Origin of the sequence: Actinacidiphila yeochonensis CN732 (assembly GCF_000745345.1) — a bacterium.
Lineage (GTDB): Bacteria > Actinomycetota > Actinomycetes > Streptomycetales > Streptomycetaceae > Actinacidiphila > Actinacidiphila yeochonensis.
Window position 1 is genome coordinate 3233561 of the sequence record NZ_JQNR01000005.1, and the last position, 16116, is coordinate 3249676.

At 73.2% G+C, this 16116-nt stretch carries 12 protein-coding genes; 10 read left to right on the forward strand and 2 right to left on the reverse strand.

Translation table 11 applies throughout. From position 1 onward, the window contains the following. Window positions 1-20 precede the first annotated feature (20 nt). Window positions 21-2051 (forward strand): ATP-dependent DNA helicase, encoded by a 2031-nt coding sequence (locus BS72_RS25400; protein WP_051951672.1) that lies wholly within the window; start codon window positions 21-23, stop codon window positions 2049-2051. Between the two features lie 431 nt (window positions 2052-2482). On the opposite strand, the gene lexA is transcribed toward BS72_RS25400, so the two are convergent. Continuing rightward, window positions 2483-3232 carry a transcriptional repressor LexA gene (gene lexA / locus BS72_RS25405; protein WP_107498878.1) on the reverse strand — a complete coding sequence of 250 codons (750 nt, stop codon included), beginning with the start codon at window positions 3230-3232 and terminating at the stop codon, window positions 2483-2485. A 712-nt stretch (window positions 3233-3944) separates the two neighbouring features. On the opposite strand from lexA, the gene nrdR reads away from it, so the two are divergent. From nrdR to BS72_RS25440, 7 genes are all read left to right on the forward strand, one after another. Then, the gene (gene nrdR, locus BS72_RS25410; protein WP_037913874.1) at window positions 3945-4454 is read left to right on the forward strand and encodes a transcriptional regulator NrdR; all 510 of its coding nucleotides are present in this window, start codon (window positions 3945-3947) and stop codon (window positions 4452-4454) included. Between the two features lie 120 nt (window positions 4455-4574). Continuing rightward, window positions 4575-7454: a vitamin B12-dependent ribonucleotide reductase gene (locus BS72_RS25415; protein WP_037913877.1), complete on the forward strand. Its 2880-nt coding sequence runs from the start codon at window positions 4575-4577 to the stop codon at window positions 7452-7454. 414 nt (window positions 7455-7868) lie between these two features. Continuing rightward, the gene (locus BS72_RS25420) at window positions 7869-8474 is read left to right on the forward strand and encodes a DUF4937 domain-containing protein (RefSeq protein WP_078901914.1); all 606 of its coding nucleotides are present in this window, start codon (window positions 7869-7871) and stop codon (window positions 8472-8474) included. Window positions 8475-8654: 180 nt separating this feature from the next. Next, complete coding sequence (locus BS72_RS25425) at window positions 8655-9317, forward strand: histidine phosphatase family protein (RefSeq protein WP_037913882.1); 663 nt, start codon at window positions 8655-8657, stop codon at window positions 9315-9317. Window positions 9318-9420: 103 nt separating this feature from the next. Beyond that, entirely contained in the window at window positions 9421-10329 is a 909-nt protein-coding gene (locus BS72_RS25430) for an ADP-ribosylglycohydrolase family protein (protein WP_037913884.1), read from the forward strand. 48 nt (window positions 10330-10377) lie between these two features. Further along, window positions 10378-11064 carry a ribonuclease HII gene (locus BS72_RS25435; RefSeq protein WP_037913887.1) on the forward strand — a complete coding sequence of 229 codons (687 nt, stop codon included), beginning with the start codon at window positions 10378-10380 and terminating at the stop codon, window positions 11062-11064. Window positions 11065-11118: 54 nt separating this feature from the next. Next, on the forward strand, window positions 11119-11772 hold the full coding sequence (locus tag BS72_RS25440; RefSeq protein ID WP_037913890.1) for a hypothetical protein: 654 nt from the start codon (window positions 11119-11121) through the stop codon (window positions 11770-11772). Between the two features lie 23 nt (window positions 11773-11795). On the opposite strand, the gene BS72_RS25445 is transcribed toward BS72_RS25440, so the two are convergent. Continuing rightward, on the reverse strand, window positions 11796-12380 hold the full coding sequence (locus tag BS72_RS25445) for a hypothetical protein (RefSeq protein WP_037913893.1): 585 nt from the start codon (window positions 12378-12380) through the stop codon (window positions 11796-11798). Window positions 12381-12701: 321 nt separating this feature from the next. On the opposite strand from BS72_RS25445, the gene BS72_RS25450 reads away from it, so the two are divergent. Further along, window positions 12702-14861 (forward strand): RecQ family ATP-dependent DNA helicase, encoded by a 2160-nt coding sequence (locus BS72_RS25450; RefSeq protein WP_037913896.1) that lies wholly within the window; start codon window positions 12702-12704, stop codon window positions 14859-14861. Window positions 14862-15060: 199 nt separating this feature from the next. Next, window positions 15061-16077 (forward strand): LacI family DNA-binding transcriptional regulator, encoded by a 1017-nt coding sequence (locus tag BS72_RS25455; protein WP_037913899.1) that lies wholly within the window; start codon window positions 15061-15063, stop codon window positions 16075-16077. Window positions 16078-16116: the final 39 nt, after the last annotated feature.

Genomic DNA, 16116 nt, shown 5'->3' on the forward strand with positions numbered 1-16116 from the left:
CACCGTAGGCTGAGAAGGCTATGACTGCCACCACCCCTCCTCCGCTCCCCGACCTCCTGCACGCCGCCGTCACCGCCGTGGGCGGCGTGGAACGGGAAGGCCAGCTCGCCATGGCGCAGGCCGTAGAGGCCGCCGTCGCCGACGGGTCGCACCTGCTCGTCCAGGCCGGTACCGGCACCGGCAAGTCGCTCGGCTACCTGGTGCCCGCCCTGGCCCACGGCGAGCCCGTGGTCGTCGCGACGGCCACGCTGGCCCTCCAGCGGCAGCTCGTCGAGCGCGACCTGCCGCGCACGGTGACCGCCCTGCGGCCGCTGCTGCGCCGTGAGCCGCAGTTCGCGATGCTCAAGGGCCGCTCCAACTACCTGTGCCTGCACCGGTTGCACGAGGGTGTCCCGCAGGACGAGGAGGAGGGCCTCTTCGACCCCTTCGAGGCGGCCGCGCCCAGCAGCAAGCTCGGGCAGGACCTGCTGCGGCTGCGGGACTGGGCGGACGAGACGGAGACGGGCGACCGCGACGGGCTCAGCCCGGGTGTCTCGGACCGCGCCTGGAGCCAGGTGTCGGTCACCTCCCGGGAGTGCCTGGGCGCCTCCCGCTGCGCCTACGGCGCCGAGTGCTTCGCGGAGGCGGCGCGCGAGCGGGCCAAGCTCGCCGACGTCATCGTCACCAACCACGCGCTGCTCGCGATCGACGCGATCCAGGGCGCCCCCGTGCTGCCGTCCCACGAGGTGCTGGTCGTCGACGAGGCGCACGAACTCGTCTCCAGGGTGACCGGGGTCGCGACCGGCGAGCTGACCCCGTTCGGCGTCAACCGGGCCGTCAAGCGCGCCGCCAAGCTGGTCAACGAGAAGGCGGCGGACGCGCTGCTGACCGCCGCCGAGGGCTTCGAGCGGGTGATGGAACTCGCCCTTCCCGGCCGGCTGGAGGAGATCCCCGAGGATCTGGGGTACGTGCTGGCCGCGCTGCGGGACGCCAGCCGCCTGGTGATCACCGCCCTCGGCGACACCCGCGACAAGTCGGTGGGGGACGAGGACGCGGTGCGCAAGCAGGCCCTGGCCTCCGTCGAGCACGTCCACGAGGTGGCCGAGCGCCTCGTCCAGGGCTCGGAGTACGACGTGGTGTGGTGCGAGCGGCACGACCGGTTCGGCGCCTCGCTGAGGGTCGCCCCGCTGAGCGTGTCGGGGCTGCTGCGGGAGAAGCTCTTCGCCGAGCGGTCCGTGGTGCTCACCTCCGCCACCCTCAAGCTCGGCGGCGACTTCAACGGTGTCGGGGCGTCCCTCGGCCTGGCCCCGGAGGGCAGCACCGCCCCCGAGGGCGAGGAGGAGCTGCCGCGCTGGAAGGGCGTCGACGTGGGGTCGCCCTTCGACTACCCCCGGCAGGGCATCCTGTACGTCGCCCGGCACCTCACCCAGCCGGGGCGGGACTCCGAGCGCCGCGACATGCTGGACGAGCTGGCCGAGCTGATCGAGGCCGCGGGCGGCCGCACGCTGGGCCTGTTCTCCTCCATGCGGGGGGCGCAGGCCGCCGCCGAGGCCATGCGCGGCCGCCTGGACCACCCGGTGCTGCTGCAGGGCGAGGAGACGCTGGGCGAGCTGATCCGGACCTTCGCCGAGGACGCCCGGACCTGCCTGTTCGGCACCCTGTCGCTGTGGCAGGGGGTGGACGTTCCCGGTCCCAACTGCCAGCTGGTGGTGATGGACCGCGTTCCGTTCCCGCGGCCCGACGACCCGCTGATGAGCGCGCGTCAGAAGGCGGTCGAGGAGCGCGGCGGCAACGGGTTCATGGCCGTGGCCGCCACCCACGCCGCGCTGCTGATGGCGCAGGGCGCGGGGCGGCTGGTCCGGGCGACCGGCGACAAGGGCGTGGTGGCGGTGCTGGACCCGCGGCTGGCCACGGCCCGTTACGGCTCGTTCCTGCGGGCCTCGATGCCGGACTTCTGGTACACCACCGACCGCAACCAGGTCCGCAGGTCGCTCGCGGCGATCGACGAACGCGCGCGGCAGGCCGCGGCGGACACGCCGTCGGAGGCCCCGTCCGGCGCCGCGGAGGAGTAGCGGGTGACGTGCGCGCCGCCGGTTCGCCGACCGGGCGTGGCGGCGCCGCACGGGTGATCTTGCCGTGCCCGGAAGGGCTAGGCCGCACGGGTGGCCTTGCCGTACCCCGGAGGCTCGTGCGCCCTCTCCCGGACCGGCGGGCTCGTATGAGGGGGCGCTGACGCCCGCTGCGCGCTCCTGGGCGGCTCGGGGGAGTGGTGCGGCCCCTGCGCTCGTCTCCGCGGCGTGCGGGCCGGCACAGAGCCGCACGCCGGTCGGATGACCGGATTGGCGCGCGCTCGCCTCCCGCGCCCACGCGTACGGCCCCGCGCCCACACGTACGGCCCCGGGCGCACGCGTACGGTCACGTGGCGCCAGGGGCCGGGAACGGGCGGGGACGGCCCTGCGGAGGAGTGCGGGCGATGCGGGCCGTCCTCGGGGGCGGGGAGCGGTCAGATCCGGCGCAGGACCGCCACGACCTTGCCGAGGATCGTGGCCTCGTCACCGGGGATCGGCTGGTAGGAGGAGTTGTGCGGCAGCAGCCACACATGGCCGTTGTCCCGCTTGAAGCGCTTCACGGTGGCCTCGCCGTCGAGCATCGCCGCGACGATGTCGCCGTTCTCGGCGACGGGCTGGCGGCGGACCGTCACCCAGTCCCCGTCGCAGATGGCCGCCTCGATCATGGAGTCGCCGACCACCTTGAGCACGAACAGCTCGCCGTCACCGACGAGCTGACGCGGCAGCGGGAAGACGTCCTCGACCGACTCCTCGGCGAGGATCGGGCCGCCGGCGGCGATCCGCCCCACGAGCGGGACGTACGACGCCGAGGGCTTGCCCGTGGTGTCGGTGGGCTGCGGGTGGCCGGCGTCCGAGGCGCGGACCTCGTAGGCGCGCGGCCGGTGCGGGTCGCGGCGCAGGAATCCCTTGCGCTCCAGGGCCATCAACTGGTGGGCGACCGAAGAGGTGCTGGAGAGGCCGACCGCCTGACCGATCTCCCGCATGGACGGCGGGTATCCACGGCGCTGGACGGAATCCCGGATCACCTCGATGACGCGGCGCTGCCGCTCGGTGAGGCCGGAGCTGTCGGCGCGGATTCCCGGGGGGCGTCCGGGCAGTGAGCGCGCGGGCTTGGGGGTGTTCTCCTCGTCGGAGACGTCCAGCGGATCACGTGCGCCGACGGCGTCGACGCGGGCGGTCGACATCGCAGCCGCCCTCTCTGCGGTGGTGGTCACAGCGGCCCCTTTCGAGATGTTTCTCCACCGCATGGCTGCGGTCGGCCCGTCTCCGCGCGCGGGCAGTTAGTACAACGGTAGTGGGTTTCGAAAGGTTGCGCCAAACACACGTTCGAGTGAATTAGCGTAAATCCGCTGACGTGATCAAGGTACCGGGTGTATTGACCGAATGCAGGTTCGAATGACCTGGTGTCCTTTCCGGCTCGCCGACCACTCCGATGCCGCATTTCCTCCGGGTCCCCGCGAAGACCGCGGGCTCGGCGATCCGGCCGCGGGCGCTCGGTGATCCGGCCGCGGCGCGGGTGCGGCCGATGCCTCGCCGCGGCGCCGGGAGGGTCCGCGACCCGGGGTCGTGCCGTGGCGTGCGGTCCTGTGCGCCGACCCGGCCAGTGTGGCACCCTGCCCTCTGCGGCAGGGCCCCGGCCCCGCCGGGCGTACGCTCCGGTTTCGCGTGTGCGCCCTCCGTCGTGGCGACACGCGGTGCCACCCCCCTTGGTCTGAAGCCACCACATCTAGTGGTTGGATAGGACCCGGCCACCACAAGTTGTGGTCGCTAGGTGGGCCGAGTGGCACCAACGGTGCACCGATCGCCTATGCTTGGTGGCTCTCCGGGGACCAGTGGACCCCGCTGAGGTGTGTTTGCCATGCGCCCGCGCCGGGTGCGGAAGGGAAGTGGAAGGCCGTGCACTGCCCCTTCTGCCGACACCCCGACAGCCGGGTCGTGGACAGCCGCACCACCGACGACGGGGCGTCCATCCGCCGCCGTCGCCAGTGTCCCGACTGCGGTCGGCGCTTCACCACCGTCGAGACGGCGTCTCTGATGGTGATCAAGCGGAGCGGCGTCACCGAGCCGTTCAGCCGCACCAAGGTGATCGCGGGTGTGCGCAAGGCGTGCCAGGGCCGCCCGGTCACCGAGGACGCGCTCGCCCAGCTCGGGCAGCGCGTCGAGGAGGCCGTCCGGGCGACCGGCAGCGCCGAGCTGTCGACCCACGACGTCGGCCTGGCCATACTCGGCCCGCTCCAGGAGCTCGACCTCGTGGCCTACCTGCGCTTCGCAAGCGTGTACCGGGCCTTCGACTCCCTGGAGGACTTCGAGCTGGCCATCAGGGAGCTGCGCGAGCAGCTCCCACCCACCACCCCGGGCGGGCTGGACGAGGACCTCGGGGTCCCGGCCCCCGTCGCCGTCGACTGAGCGGCTCCGGGAACACGGATTTCGCCGCGGCGCCCACGGGCGCCGAGGCTGCTGGACATACATCGTGCTGCGGGAAGAACCAGGCACATTTGGGCGTTTTCGCCCGTATAGGGAGGCGGAATGACAGAGACGACGAGCGGCCCGGCACGCGGTTCTCGCACCAAGGGGTCGAAGGCGAGCAAGGGCCTGCGTATCGAGCGCATCCACACCACCCCGGGCGTGCACCCGTACGACGAAGTTGCCTGGGAGCACCGTGACGTCGTCATGACCAACTGGCGCGACGGCTCGATCAACTTCGAGCAGCGTGGCGTCGAGTTCCCCGACTTCTGGTCGGTGAACGCGGTCAACATCGTGACCAGCAAGTACTTCCGGGGCGCCGTGGGCTCCCCGCAGCGTGAGAAGAGCCTCAAGCAGCTCATCGACCGCGTCGTCCTCACCTACCGCAAGGCCGGCCAGCAGCACGGCTACTTCGCCTCCCCCGAGGACGCCGAGGTCTTCGAGCACGAGCTGACCTACGCGCTGCTGCACCAGATCTTCAGCTTCAACTCCCCGGTGTGGTTCAACGTCGGCACGCAGCAGCCGCAGCAGGTCTCCGCCTGCTTCATCCTCTCGGTCGACGACTCCATGGAGTCGATCCTCGACTGGTACAAGGAAGAGGGGATGATCTTCAAGGGCGGTTCCGGCGCGGGTCTGAACCTCTCCCGCATCCGCTCCTCCAAGGAGCTGCTCTCCTCCGGCGGCAACGCCTCCGGGCCGGTCTCCTTCATGCGCGGCGCCGACGCCTCCGCGGGCACCATCAAGTCGGGCGGCGCCACCCGCCGCGCCGCCAAGATGGTCGTCCTGGACGTCGACCACCCGGACGTCGAGGCGTTCATCGCCACCAAGGTGACCGAGGAGGCGAAGATCCGCGCCCTGCGCGACGCGGGCTTCGACATGGACCTCGGCGGCGACGACATCACCTCCGTCCAGTACCAGAACGCCAACAACTCCGTCCGGGTGAACGACGAGTTCATGAGGGCGTACGAGAAGGGCGACCAGTTCGGGCTGCGGTCCCGGATGACCGGTGAGGTCATCGAGACCACCGACGCCAAGGGGCTCTTCCGCAAGCTGGCCGAGGCCGCCTGGGCCTGTGCCGACCCCGGCATCCAGTACGACGATACGATCAACCACTGGCACACCTCGCCGGAGACCGGCCGGATCACCGCCTCCAACCCGTGCAGCGAGTACATGCACCTGGACAACTCCAGCTGCAACCTGGCCTCGCTGAACCTGCTGAAGTTCCTCCGGAACGACGAGAGCGGCGTCCAGTCCTTCGACGCCGAGCGCTTCGCCAAGGTGGTGGAGCTGGTCATCACCGCGATGGACATCTCCATCTGCTTCGCCGACTTCCCGACCGAGAAGATCGGCGAGACCACCCGCGCCTTCCGGCAGCTGGGCATCGGCTACGCCAACCTGGGCGCCCTGCTCATGGCCACCGGCCACGCCTACGACTCCGACGGCGGCCGCGCCCTGGCCGGTGCCATCACCTCCCTGATGACGGGCACCTCCTACCGCCGGTCCGCCGAGCTCGCCGCCGCGGTGGGCCCGTACGACGGCTACGCCCGCAACGCCGAGGCGCACCAGCGCGTCATGCGTCAGCACTCCGACGCCAACGCCGTCGCCCCGCGGGCGGACGACCTCGACACCCCGGTGTGGGCGGCTGCCACCGAGGCGTGGCAGGACGTCCTGCGGCTGGGCGAGAAGGACGGCTTCCGCAACGCGCAGGCCTCCGTCCTGGCGCCGACCGGCACCATCGGCCTGATGATGGACTGCGACACTACGGGCGTCGAGCCCGACCTCGCCCTGGTCAAGTTCAAGAAGCTGGTCGGCGGCGGCTCCATGCAGATCGTGAACAACACGGTCCCCACGGCGCTCAAGCGGCTCGGCTACCAGCAGGAGCAGGTCGAGGCGATCGTCGCCCACATCGCCGAGCACGGCAACGTGGTCGACGCCCCGAGCCTCAAGCAGGAGCACTACGAGGTCTTCGACTGCGCCATGGGCGAGCGGGCGATCTCCGCGATGGGCCACGTGCGGATGATGGCGGCCATCCAGCCGTTCCTGTCCGGCGCGATCTCCAAGACGGTCAACCTGCCGGAGACGGCCACCGTCGAGGAGGTCGAGGAGGTCTACTACGAGGGCTGGAAGCTCGGCCTGAAGGCGCTGGCGATCTACCGCGACAACTGCAAGGTCGGCCAGCCGCTGTCCGCCAAGAAGAAGGACGACGCGAAGGCCGAGACGGCCGCCGAGGCCCCCGCGGCCGCGGTGGAGAAGGTCGTCGAGTACCGTCCGGTCCGCCGCCGGCTGCCCAAGGGCCGCCCGGGCATCACCACGTCCTTCACCGTCGGCGGTGCCGAGGGCTACATGACGGCCAACTCCTACCCGGACGACGGGCTGGGCGAGGTCTTCCTGAAGATGTCCAAGCAGGGTTCCACCCTCGCGGGCATGATGGACGCCTTCTCCATCGCCGTCTCGGTCGGCATGCAGTACGGCGTGCCGCTGGAGACGTACGTCTCGAAGTTCACCAACATGCGCTTCGAGCCGGCCGGCCTGACGGACGACCCGGACGTGCGGATGGCGCAGTCCATCGTGGACTACATCTTCCGTCGCCTGGCGCTGGACTTCCTGCCCTTCGAGACGCGCTCGGCGCTCGGCATCCACTCCGCCGAGGAGCGCCAGCGCCACCTGGACACCGGGTCCTACGAGGCGTCCGACGAGGACATGGACGTCGAGGGCCTGGCCCAGTCCGCGCCGCGGCAGCCGGAGGCGCCCAAGCCGCTGACGGTGGCCGAGCCGGCCGCCGCCCCGGCGCCGAAGGAGGCCCACAACTCGACGGAGCTGCTGGAGATCCAGCTCGGCCTGAACGCCGACGCCCCGCTGTGCTTCTCCTGCGGCACCAAGATGCGCCGTGCGGGCAGCTGCTACCTCTGCGAGGGCTGCGGCTCGACCAGCGGCTGCAGCTGAGCTCCCCACCCGGCCGTACCGCCGGGTGAGTGAGCCGCGCCACCGGCGCACGAGGCGGCCGAGGCGGACCTGAGAAGGTGCCGTCGAGGGACGCGTCCAGCGCCTGAGGAGGGTGCCGACCCCATGGGGTCGGCACCCTCCTGGCGTTCCCGGGGCCGGGTGAGGGGCGGCGGTGTCCACCGATGGAATGACGTCCAGGGGCACCGGCGTCACCTTCGCGGGTAGGGCCGACGGCGCTTCGCGCCCCGCCGTCCCGGCGCCGGCTGCCGCCCGGACGAGGCGGGCGCTCCCCGGGCGGTACGGGCGCCGGGACGGCGGGGCAGGCCTCCGTACCCCTGGTCCTGCCGCGTGGCGGCGGAGTTCAGCGCGAACTCGGCGTGCCGCGGGCGGGTCGGGCGCCACTACGATGGCGCGGTGTTGGTCAAGTGGGTACGCTGCGGAGTCCTCGATCGGCCCGGGTTCGATCACGGACAGCGCGGGTGGACGGCCGCCCGGGAATGGCCGGGCTTCCGGGGGCAGGGCGGCGGCTGGAGCCGGTCCCAGCCCGGGGTGGCGCACGTCTTCACCTTCTGGGAGGACCGCCCGGCCCACGACGCCTTCGCGGCGGGCCCGCACGGCGGCCTGGCCGCCGCCCAGGAGGGCACGTTCGAACTCCTCTCCGAGCGGTTCTTCGAGCACCGGCTCGAGGTCAAGGTCGGTTTCGAGCCGAGCTTCGCCGGCGCCGACCTGCTGCGCGTCGCCCTGTGCCGGGTGCACCCGGACCGGGCCGAGCACTTCACCCAGATGCAGCAGAAGGTGTGGAACCCCGCCATGGCCGGCTCGCCCGGCATGCTGCGCGGCGCCGTCAGCCAGGACGGGGACGGCGACTTCCTCGTCCTGTCCCTGTGGGACTCGGCCACGGAGCGGGGCAAGTACCGGGACGGAGCCGTCTCCCGGCTCTCCGAACGCGCCGGGCTCGACGTCGACGTGCTCTCCGTGGCGGGCGACGTGGCGGACGTGGTGCCGGAGTGGACGGTCTGAACGCCCCCTGAACGCCCGGGCCGCCCCGCGCGCCCGCCCCGCCGCCGCGGCGGCGGCCGGCCCAGCAGGGGAGGGCACGCCCGGCCGGTTCGGCGTCCCGAGCGCGGCCTTTCCGGGCCAGGCGGCCCGGCCCCCCGGAACACGTCGCCGTCCCGCCCGGCGGGCCATAGGGTGGCGGCCATGGGACGCCCTCGCCGTATCGTGCTGATCCGCCATGGGGAGTCCCAGGGCAACAGGGACGACCGCATCTACGAGAGGGTGCCGGACCACGCCCTGGAGCTGACCGCCAAGGGACGGCAGCAGGCCGCGGGGGCGGGTGCCGAGCTGCGGGCCCTCTTCGGCGGCGAGCGGGTGCAGGCGTACGTCTCCCCGTACCGGCGGACCTGGCACACCTTCCAGGAACTCGGCCTGGACCCGGCCCTCGTCCGGGCGCAGGAGGAGCCCCGGCTGCGCGAGCAGGACTGGGGCAACTGGCAGGACCAGGAGGACATCCAGCGCCAGCGCAAGGCCCGCGACTCCTACGGCCACTTCTTCTACCGCTTCGCGATGGGGGAGAGCGGTGCGGACGTCTACGACCGGGTGGGCTCCTTCCTGGAGACCCTCTACCGCGCCTTCGGCAAGCCCGACTTCCCGCCGAACGTGCTGCTGGTCACCCACGGCCTCACCATGCGGCTGTTCTGCATGCGGTGGTTCCACTGGACGGTGGAGGAGTTCGAGACGCTGTCCAACCCGGCCAACGCCGAGACGCGCTCGCTGCTGATCCAGCCCTCGGGCCGCTACATCCTGGACCGGCCCTTCGAGCGCTGGGGTACCCCGAACCCGCCCGGCGGAGGCTTCCAGTAGCTCCGACGCCTTCCGGGGGAGCGGAGCGGGGAGCGGACCGGGCGTGAGTTCCGGCACACGGAGATTGACCGGCGTGTGGCGCGATGCCAGAGTTCAGGTCGCCATGACCGCAGCCCCCCGCCCCGAGGCGGACCGACTCGCCCGTGCCCTGGCCAGCCTCCGCGGACTCGCGGTGGGCGACGCCCTCGGCTCCCAGTTCTTCGTCCCCGCCCACTACCCGGCCCTGCGGGAGCGCCGGCTGCCGCCCGCGCCCTGGCAGTGGACCGACGACACCGAGATGGCCTGCTCGGTGGTCGCCGTCCTCGCCCGCCACGGCGCCGTCGACCAGGACGCGCTGGCGGCGTCGTTCGCCGAGCACCACGACTTCGACCGCGGCTACGGCCCGGCCATCGGCCGCATGCTGCGGCTGGTCCGGCAGGAGGACGCGGACTGGCGCGAGCTCTCGGCGGCGCTCTTCGACGGCCAGGGCTCCTGGGGCAACGGAGCGGCGATGCGGATCGCGCCGCTCGGCGCCTGGTACGCCGGGGACCCCGACCAGGCCGCCCGCCAGGCGGAGCTGTCGGCCGTCACCACCCACCGGCACGTCGAGGCGGTGGCGGGCACGGTGGCCGTCGCCGTCGCGGCCGCCCTGGTGGCCGACCCGGCCGGCCCGCGCGACCCCGAGGCCCTCCTCGGCGCCGTTCTCGACCGGGTGCCGCGCAGCGCCGTGCTGGCCGGGACCCGCCGCGCCGTCGACATGCTCGACTACGACGACGTCGCCACCGTGGCGGCGGTCCTGGGCTGCGGGCGGCGCACCAGCGCGCTCGACACGGTGCCCTTCACGCTGTGGGCCGCCGCACGCCATCTCGGCGACTACGAGGGCGCGTTCTGGGCCACCGCCCGCGCCGGCGGCGACGTGGACACCACCTGCGCCATCGTCGGAGGGATCGTCGCCGCCGCCCCCGAGGGCGGTCCGCCGGCGCCTTGGACACGGCGGACCGAACCGCTCCCGGAATGGGCCGTGGCGGCCTGACGCCCCCCTGCGGGCGGCACGGCGCCGAGAGGTAGGCTGAGCAGCGTCATGCCGTACGTGCCACCCACCCACACCGTCGAGCGGTCGATGCGCGCCACCCTCGGCGTACGCACCGTCGCCGGGGTGGACGAGGTCGGCCGGGGGGCCTGGGCCGGCCCGGTGACCGTATGCGCGGCCGTCACCGGGTTGCGCCGTCCGCCCGAGGGCCTGACCGACTCCAAGCTCCTCACCCCCAAACGCCGCTCCGAACTGGCCGCCGTGCTGAGCGGATGGGTGACCGGCTACGCCTTCGGGCATGCCTCGAACGACGAGATCGACGACCTGGGGATGACGGCCGCACTGCGGCTGGCCGCGGTACGCGCCCTGGAGGGCCTGCCGGAGCGGCCGGACGCGGTGATCCTGGACGGCAAGCACGACTACCTCGGCGGCCCCTGGACGGTACGGACGGTGATCAAGGGCGACCAGTCGTGCGTGTCGGTGGCCGCGGCGTCCGTGCTCGCCAAGGTCCACCGGGACGGCGCCATGGCCGAACTCGGCGCCGAGTACCTCCCTTTCGCCTTCCAGGACAACGCCGGGTATCCATCTCCCGTTCACCGGGCGGCGCTCGAAGAGCTCGGCCCCACCGTTCACCACCGCCTCTCCTGGGCCTACCTGGACGCCATGCCGAGGTGGCAGCATCTGAAGCGGGTGCGGGCGGACGTCGACGCGGGGGAACAACTCGGTTTCGATTTCTGATCCGGCACCCACCCCCCGCTGCGCGTTCCCGGCGCGTTTGATAGACATCAACCCATGCCTCTCACCCCCGAGGAGCCTCAGATTCACGAGAGCGTCCCGGGTCCCCGCACTGCTCCTGCCGCCGGCCGGAGTGCGTCGACCCCCCGTCCTGTCCCCGGTCCCCCGCGTCCCGCGGCGCCGCGCCCCGCACCGCAGCGGGACGCCGTCGGCGCCCGCCCCGGCCGCCCGGTGCCCCACCGGCCCGCCGCCAAGCCCGGACCCGCGGCCGGGGCGACGGCCGCCGCGGAGTCCGTGCCGCAGCAGCGGCCGGCCGAGAACGCCGCCACCCAGATCCAGCTGATCCCCGCCTCCGTGTCGGGCGCCGTGGACGCGGCCGAGGAAACGGTTGACCTCCTGCTGGACACCGGCCGGGCGCCGGGCGAGGTCCTCGTGCTCACCTCGGGCGAACCGCACCCGTGGGCCGCGCACGAACTCACCTTCGGTGAGGACTCCTACTGGGCGCAGCACGACGCGGCCGAGGACGTCTTCTACGCCGATCTCTCCGCCACCCGTACCGCGGGCCGCCCGGTCGTCGTGGTCGCCGTCAACGGCGGTGACGAGACCTCGCTGGCCGCCGGCCTGTCGAGCGCCCGGGCGAAGGCGGGCGTGCTGCTGATCGTCTGCGGCGACCCGGCCCGGACCAGCACGCTGCTGGGCATCGACGCCTGACCCGGTGCTGGGCGCCGACCGCTTCAGCGGGCGGCGGCCCGGCGCCTGGCCTGGGGAATCCCCGCGGTGGAGCCGCCACCCCGTGACGGTCGTCGCGCGGCGGTCAGGGCGCTCGGCGTCCGGCCGCCACGCTCCTCGCCGAGGACGTTCCAGCCGCCGTCGGTGAGCGCCACATAGGAACCGCAGCGCAGCCCGTGCAGGGTGCAGGCGTCCCGCAGCCCCCACATCCAGGCCCCGTCCTCGGCGGTCCACTCGGGCGGGCCCTCCCGGCACACCATGAGCACGGCGGTCCGCACCGGTTCCCGAAGCCGCAGGTCGTGCGGGATGACCCGGCGCAGGTGCGCGAGCAGGAGGTTGCGCCGCTCCCATCCGTCCGACACCCCGACCCGGCCGGAGAACGAGGCGCTGGCCCTGATCCTGCCGTCGGGGTCGTAGACGGCGACCACGGCGGTGGCCGGGGTCGGCAGGTGGCGGGCGTGGAGGTCCTTGACGACGTCGCGGGGGTTGGCGAGCATCGGGACCACGCTGCCGGACCATTCGGCCGGCTCGACGCTGCGCGACGGGCTGGAGGAAGTGGCGGACACGTCCGGAACGAAACCTATGGCCACGTTCCCTCCTTTCCCGGATACGCCCGTAGACCGGGCGCGAGGCACACCGGTCAAGGGCTCCGAGAGCCGTTCGGGGATACGGCCTCAATTCTTCCTGTCGCTCCGCCCCGCGGCAACGGTCAATCGGAAGCCCTGCCCGAATTGGCCCCTCACGCCGCAATGATTCCTCCGAACGCGGCCCCTGGCGGCCCGGACCAGCCGGAATGCCGGGGCCGCCGCCAGGGCTTTCCCGGGCGCTGACGCGAACACGGGCCCTCCGCGCACAGTGCGTCACTCCGTGTGAGGTGGCTGATTGTCCCTGCCATCGGGTTGCATAGAGGTATGGACGATCAGGAGCTCCGCGCCGAAGCCGACGCCATCCTCGCCGAGCTGGTAGGCGCCCGGGAGGGTTCGGCGCGGTTGCGCGAGGACCAGTGGCAGGCGGTCGCCGCGCTGGTGCGGGAGCGCCGACGCGCTCTGGTGGTGCAGCGCACCGGCTGGGGCAAGTCGGCGGTGTACTTCGTCGCCACCGCTCTGCTGAGGCGGCGCGGCGCGGGCCCCACGGTGATCGTCTCGCCGCTGCTGGCGCTGATGCGCAACCAGGTCGACTCGGCCGCGCGGGCCGGCATCCGGGCGCGCACGATCAACTCGGCCAACCCGGAGGAGTGGGACGCCATCCACGAGGAGGTGGAGCGCGGCGAGACCGACGTTCTCCTCGTCAGCCCGGAACGCCTCAACTCCGTCGATTTCCGCGACCAGATGCTGCCCAGGCTCGCGGCCACCACCGGCCTGCTGGTCGTCGACGAGGCGCACTGCATCTCCGACTGGGGCCACGACTTCCGCCCCGACTACCGCCGGCTGCGGGCGATGCTCGCCGAACTCGCCCCCGGCGTACCGGTGCTGGCCACCACCGCGACCGCCAACGCCCGTGTCACCGCGGACGTGGCCGAGCAGTTGGGCACCGGCGCCGGCGAGGCCCTGGTGCTGCGCGGCCCGCTGGAGCGGGAGAGCCTGCGGCTGGGTGTGGTCCGGTTGCCGGACGCCGCGCACCGCCTGGCCTGGCTCGCCGAGCACCTGGACGAGCTGCCGGGCTCGGGGATCGTCTACGCGCTGACCGTCGCCGCGGCCGAGGAGGCCACCGCCTACCTGCGGCAGCGCGGCTTCCAGGTGGCCTCCTACACCGGTCGGACGGAGAACGCCGACCGGTTGCAGGCCGAGGTGGACCTCCAGGAGAACCGGGTCAAGGCGCTGGTCGCGACGTCGGCGCTGGGCATGGGGTTCGACAAGCCGGACCTGGGCTTCGTGGTCCACCTCGGCTCCCCGTCCTCCCCGATCGCCTACTACCAGCAGGTCGGCCGCGCGGGGCGCGGGGTCGAGCACGCCGACGTGCTGCTGCTGCCGGGCAGGGAGGACGAGGCCATCTGGCGCTACTTCGCCGACACCGCCTTCCCGCCCGAGCCGCAGGTACGGCAGACCCTCGCGGCCCTCGCCGAGGCCGGACGCCCGCTGTCGGTGCCGGCGCTGGAGGCGTCGGTGGACCTCCGGCGCAGCCGGCTGGAGACCATGCTGAAGGTGCTGGACGTCGACGGCGCGGTCAAGCGGGTCAAGGGCGGCTGGACGTCCACCGGGCAGCCGTGGGTGTACGACGCCGAACGCTACGCCTGGGTGGCCAGGCAGCGGGCGGCCGAGCAGCAGGCCATGCGGGACTACGTGAGCACGGAGCGGTGCCGGATGGAGTTCCTGCGCCGCCAGTTGGACGACGAGGGAGCCGCCCCGTGCGGGCGCTGCGACAACTGCGCGGGCGCCTGGGCCGATTCCTCCGTCTCGGCGGAGACGCTGACCGAGGCGGCGAAGGAGCTGGACCGCCCCGGGGTGGAGGTCGAGCCCCGCCGCATGTGGCCGACGGGGATGGCCGCGCTGGGCGTCGAACTCAAGGGCCGCATTCCGGCCGGGGAGCAGTGCTCCGGCGGGCGCGCCCTGGGGCGGCTCTCGGACATCGGCTGGGGCAACCGGCTGCGCCCGCTGCTGGCCGAGAGCGCGCCGGACGGGCCCGTCCCCGACGACGTCCTGCGGGCCTCGGTGGCGGTCCTCGCCGACTGGGCGCGCTCCGCGGGAGGTTGGGCGACGAACGCCCCGGACGCCGCCGCCCGCCCGGTGGGGATCGTCGCCGTGCCGTCATCGACCCGCCCGCAACTGGTGGGTTCGCTCGCCCAGGGGATCGCCGCCGTCGGCCGGCTGCCGTTCCTGGGCTCCCTGGTGTACACCGGGTCCGGCTGTGTACACGCGGGCCGCCGCGGCAACTCCGCACAACGGCTCAGGGCGCTGTCCGGGGCCTTCGCCGTCTCCGAGGAACTGGCCGCCGCCCTCGCCGAAGTCCCCGGGCCCGTGCTGCTGGTGGACGACTACACCGACTCCGGCTGGACCCTCGCGGTCGCCGGGCGCCTCCTCCGCCGGTCGGGGGCCGCACAGGTCCTGCCGCTGGTGCTCGCCGCGGCGGGCTGAGCAGCCCGGCCCGGGGCCGCCCATGGCGCCGTCGCGCCGCCCGCCCGTGTCACGGACGTACCGCCTTCCGGCTCCCGACGGTTCGTGAGGGCCTCCTGGGACTCGTCGTGTCCGAGGTATTGAAGTGACGGGTGAGCGGGGCTACGGTCTCGGCGAATCGATTCGACGAATCGATTCACCGTGGGCACGAGGGAGCGCCATGGTCACCATCAAGGATGTCGCCGAACGTGCCGGCGTGGCGGCGAGCACGGTGTCGTACGTGCTCAGCGGTTCGCGGAAGACCTCGGAAGAGACCCGGCTGGCCGTCCGCGCCGCCGTTGACGAGCTCGGCTACCACCCCCGCGCCAGCGCGCGTTCGCTCCGCAGCACCCGTACCGACGTGCTGGCGCTCGCGGTGCCCCGGGTGCCCGGCGGCTACCGGGCCGTGGACGGCAGGTTCGCCATCGAGGTCAGCGACGCCGCCCGGGAACACGGGTACGACGTGCTGCTGGTGACCGACCAGGACGGTGTCGGCGCACTGCGCCGGATCGTGGGGAGCGGCGTCGCCGACGCCGTGATCCTGATGGCGGTGGAGACCGAGGACCCGCGGGTCCGGGTGATGCGCCAGCTGGACCATCCCACAGCCCTCCTGGGTACGCCGGCGCGGGCTGCCGGGGTGCCGTGGGTCGACCTCGACTGGGAGGCCGCCGCCGTCCTGGCCGTACGTGAGGCGGCCGGGACGGGCCGCCGCCGGATCGCCTACCTCGCCGCCACGGAGGAGGAGATCGGCGCCCGCCGCGGCTACGCCGTACGCGGTATGGCGGGCGCCCGGCGTGCCGCCGCCGAGACCGGCGCGGACGTCACGGTCCACCCGTCGACCGGTGACCTGGCCGAACTCGACCGGCGGGTCGCCTCCCTGCTCGCGGGCCCCGGCGCCCCCGACACTCTGATCGTCCAGCACGTGGCGGTGCTCCCGCAGATCCTCGCCGCCTGCCGTGCCGCCGGCCGCCGGGTGCCCGCGGACCTGGTCGTCATCGCGGTCGGCGAGCTTCCCGACGATGCCGGCGGTCGTGAACTGCCGCGCATCGAACTGCCCGTCGCCGAGATGGCAGCCGAGGTGACCCGGCTGGCCCTCCAGGCCGTCGCCGACCACTCCGCCGAGAGCACAGCGGCCGTGGCCGCCCGGACCGACCACCGACTGATCGCCCCTGTCCTGCTACCCGGCTGCCCGACCTGACCTCCCAGGACACCGCCGCCCAGCTCTCCGGCGCCACCG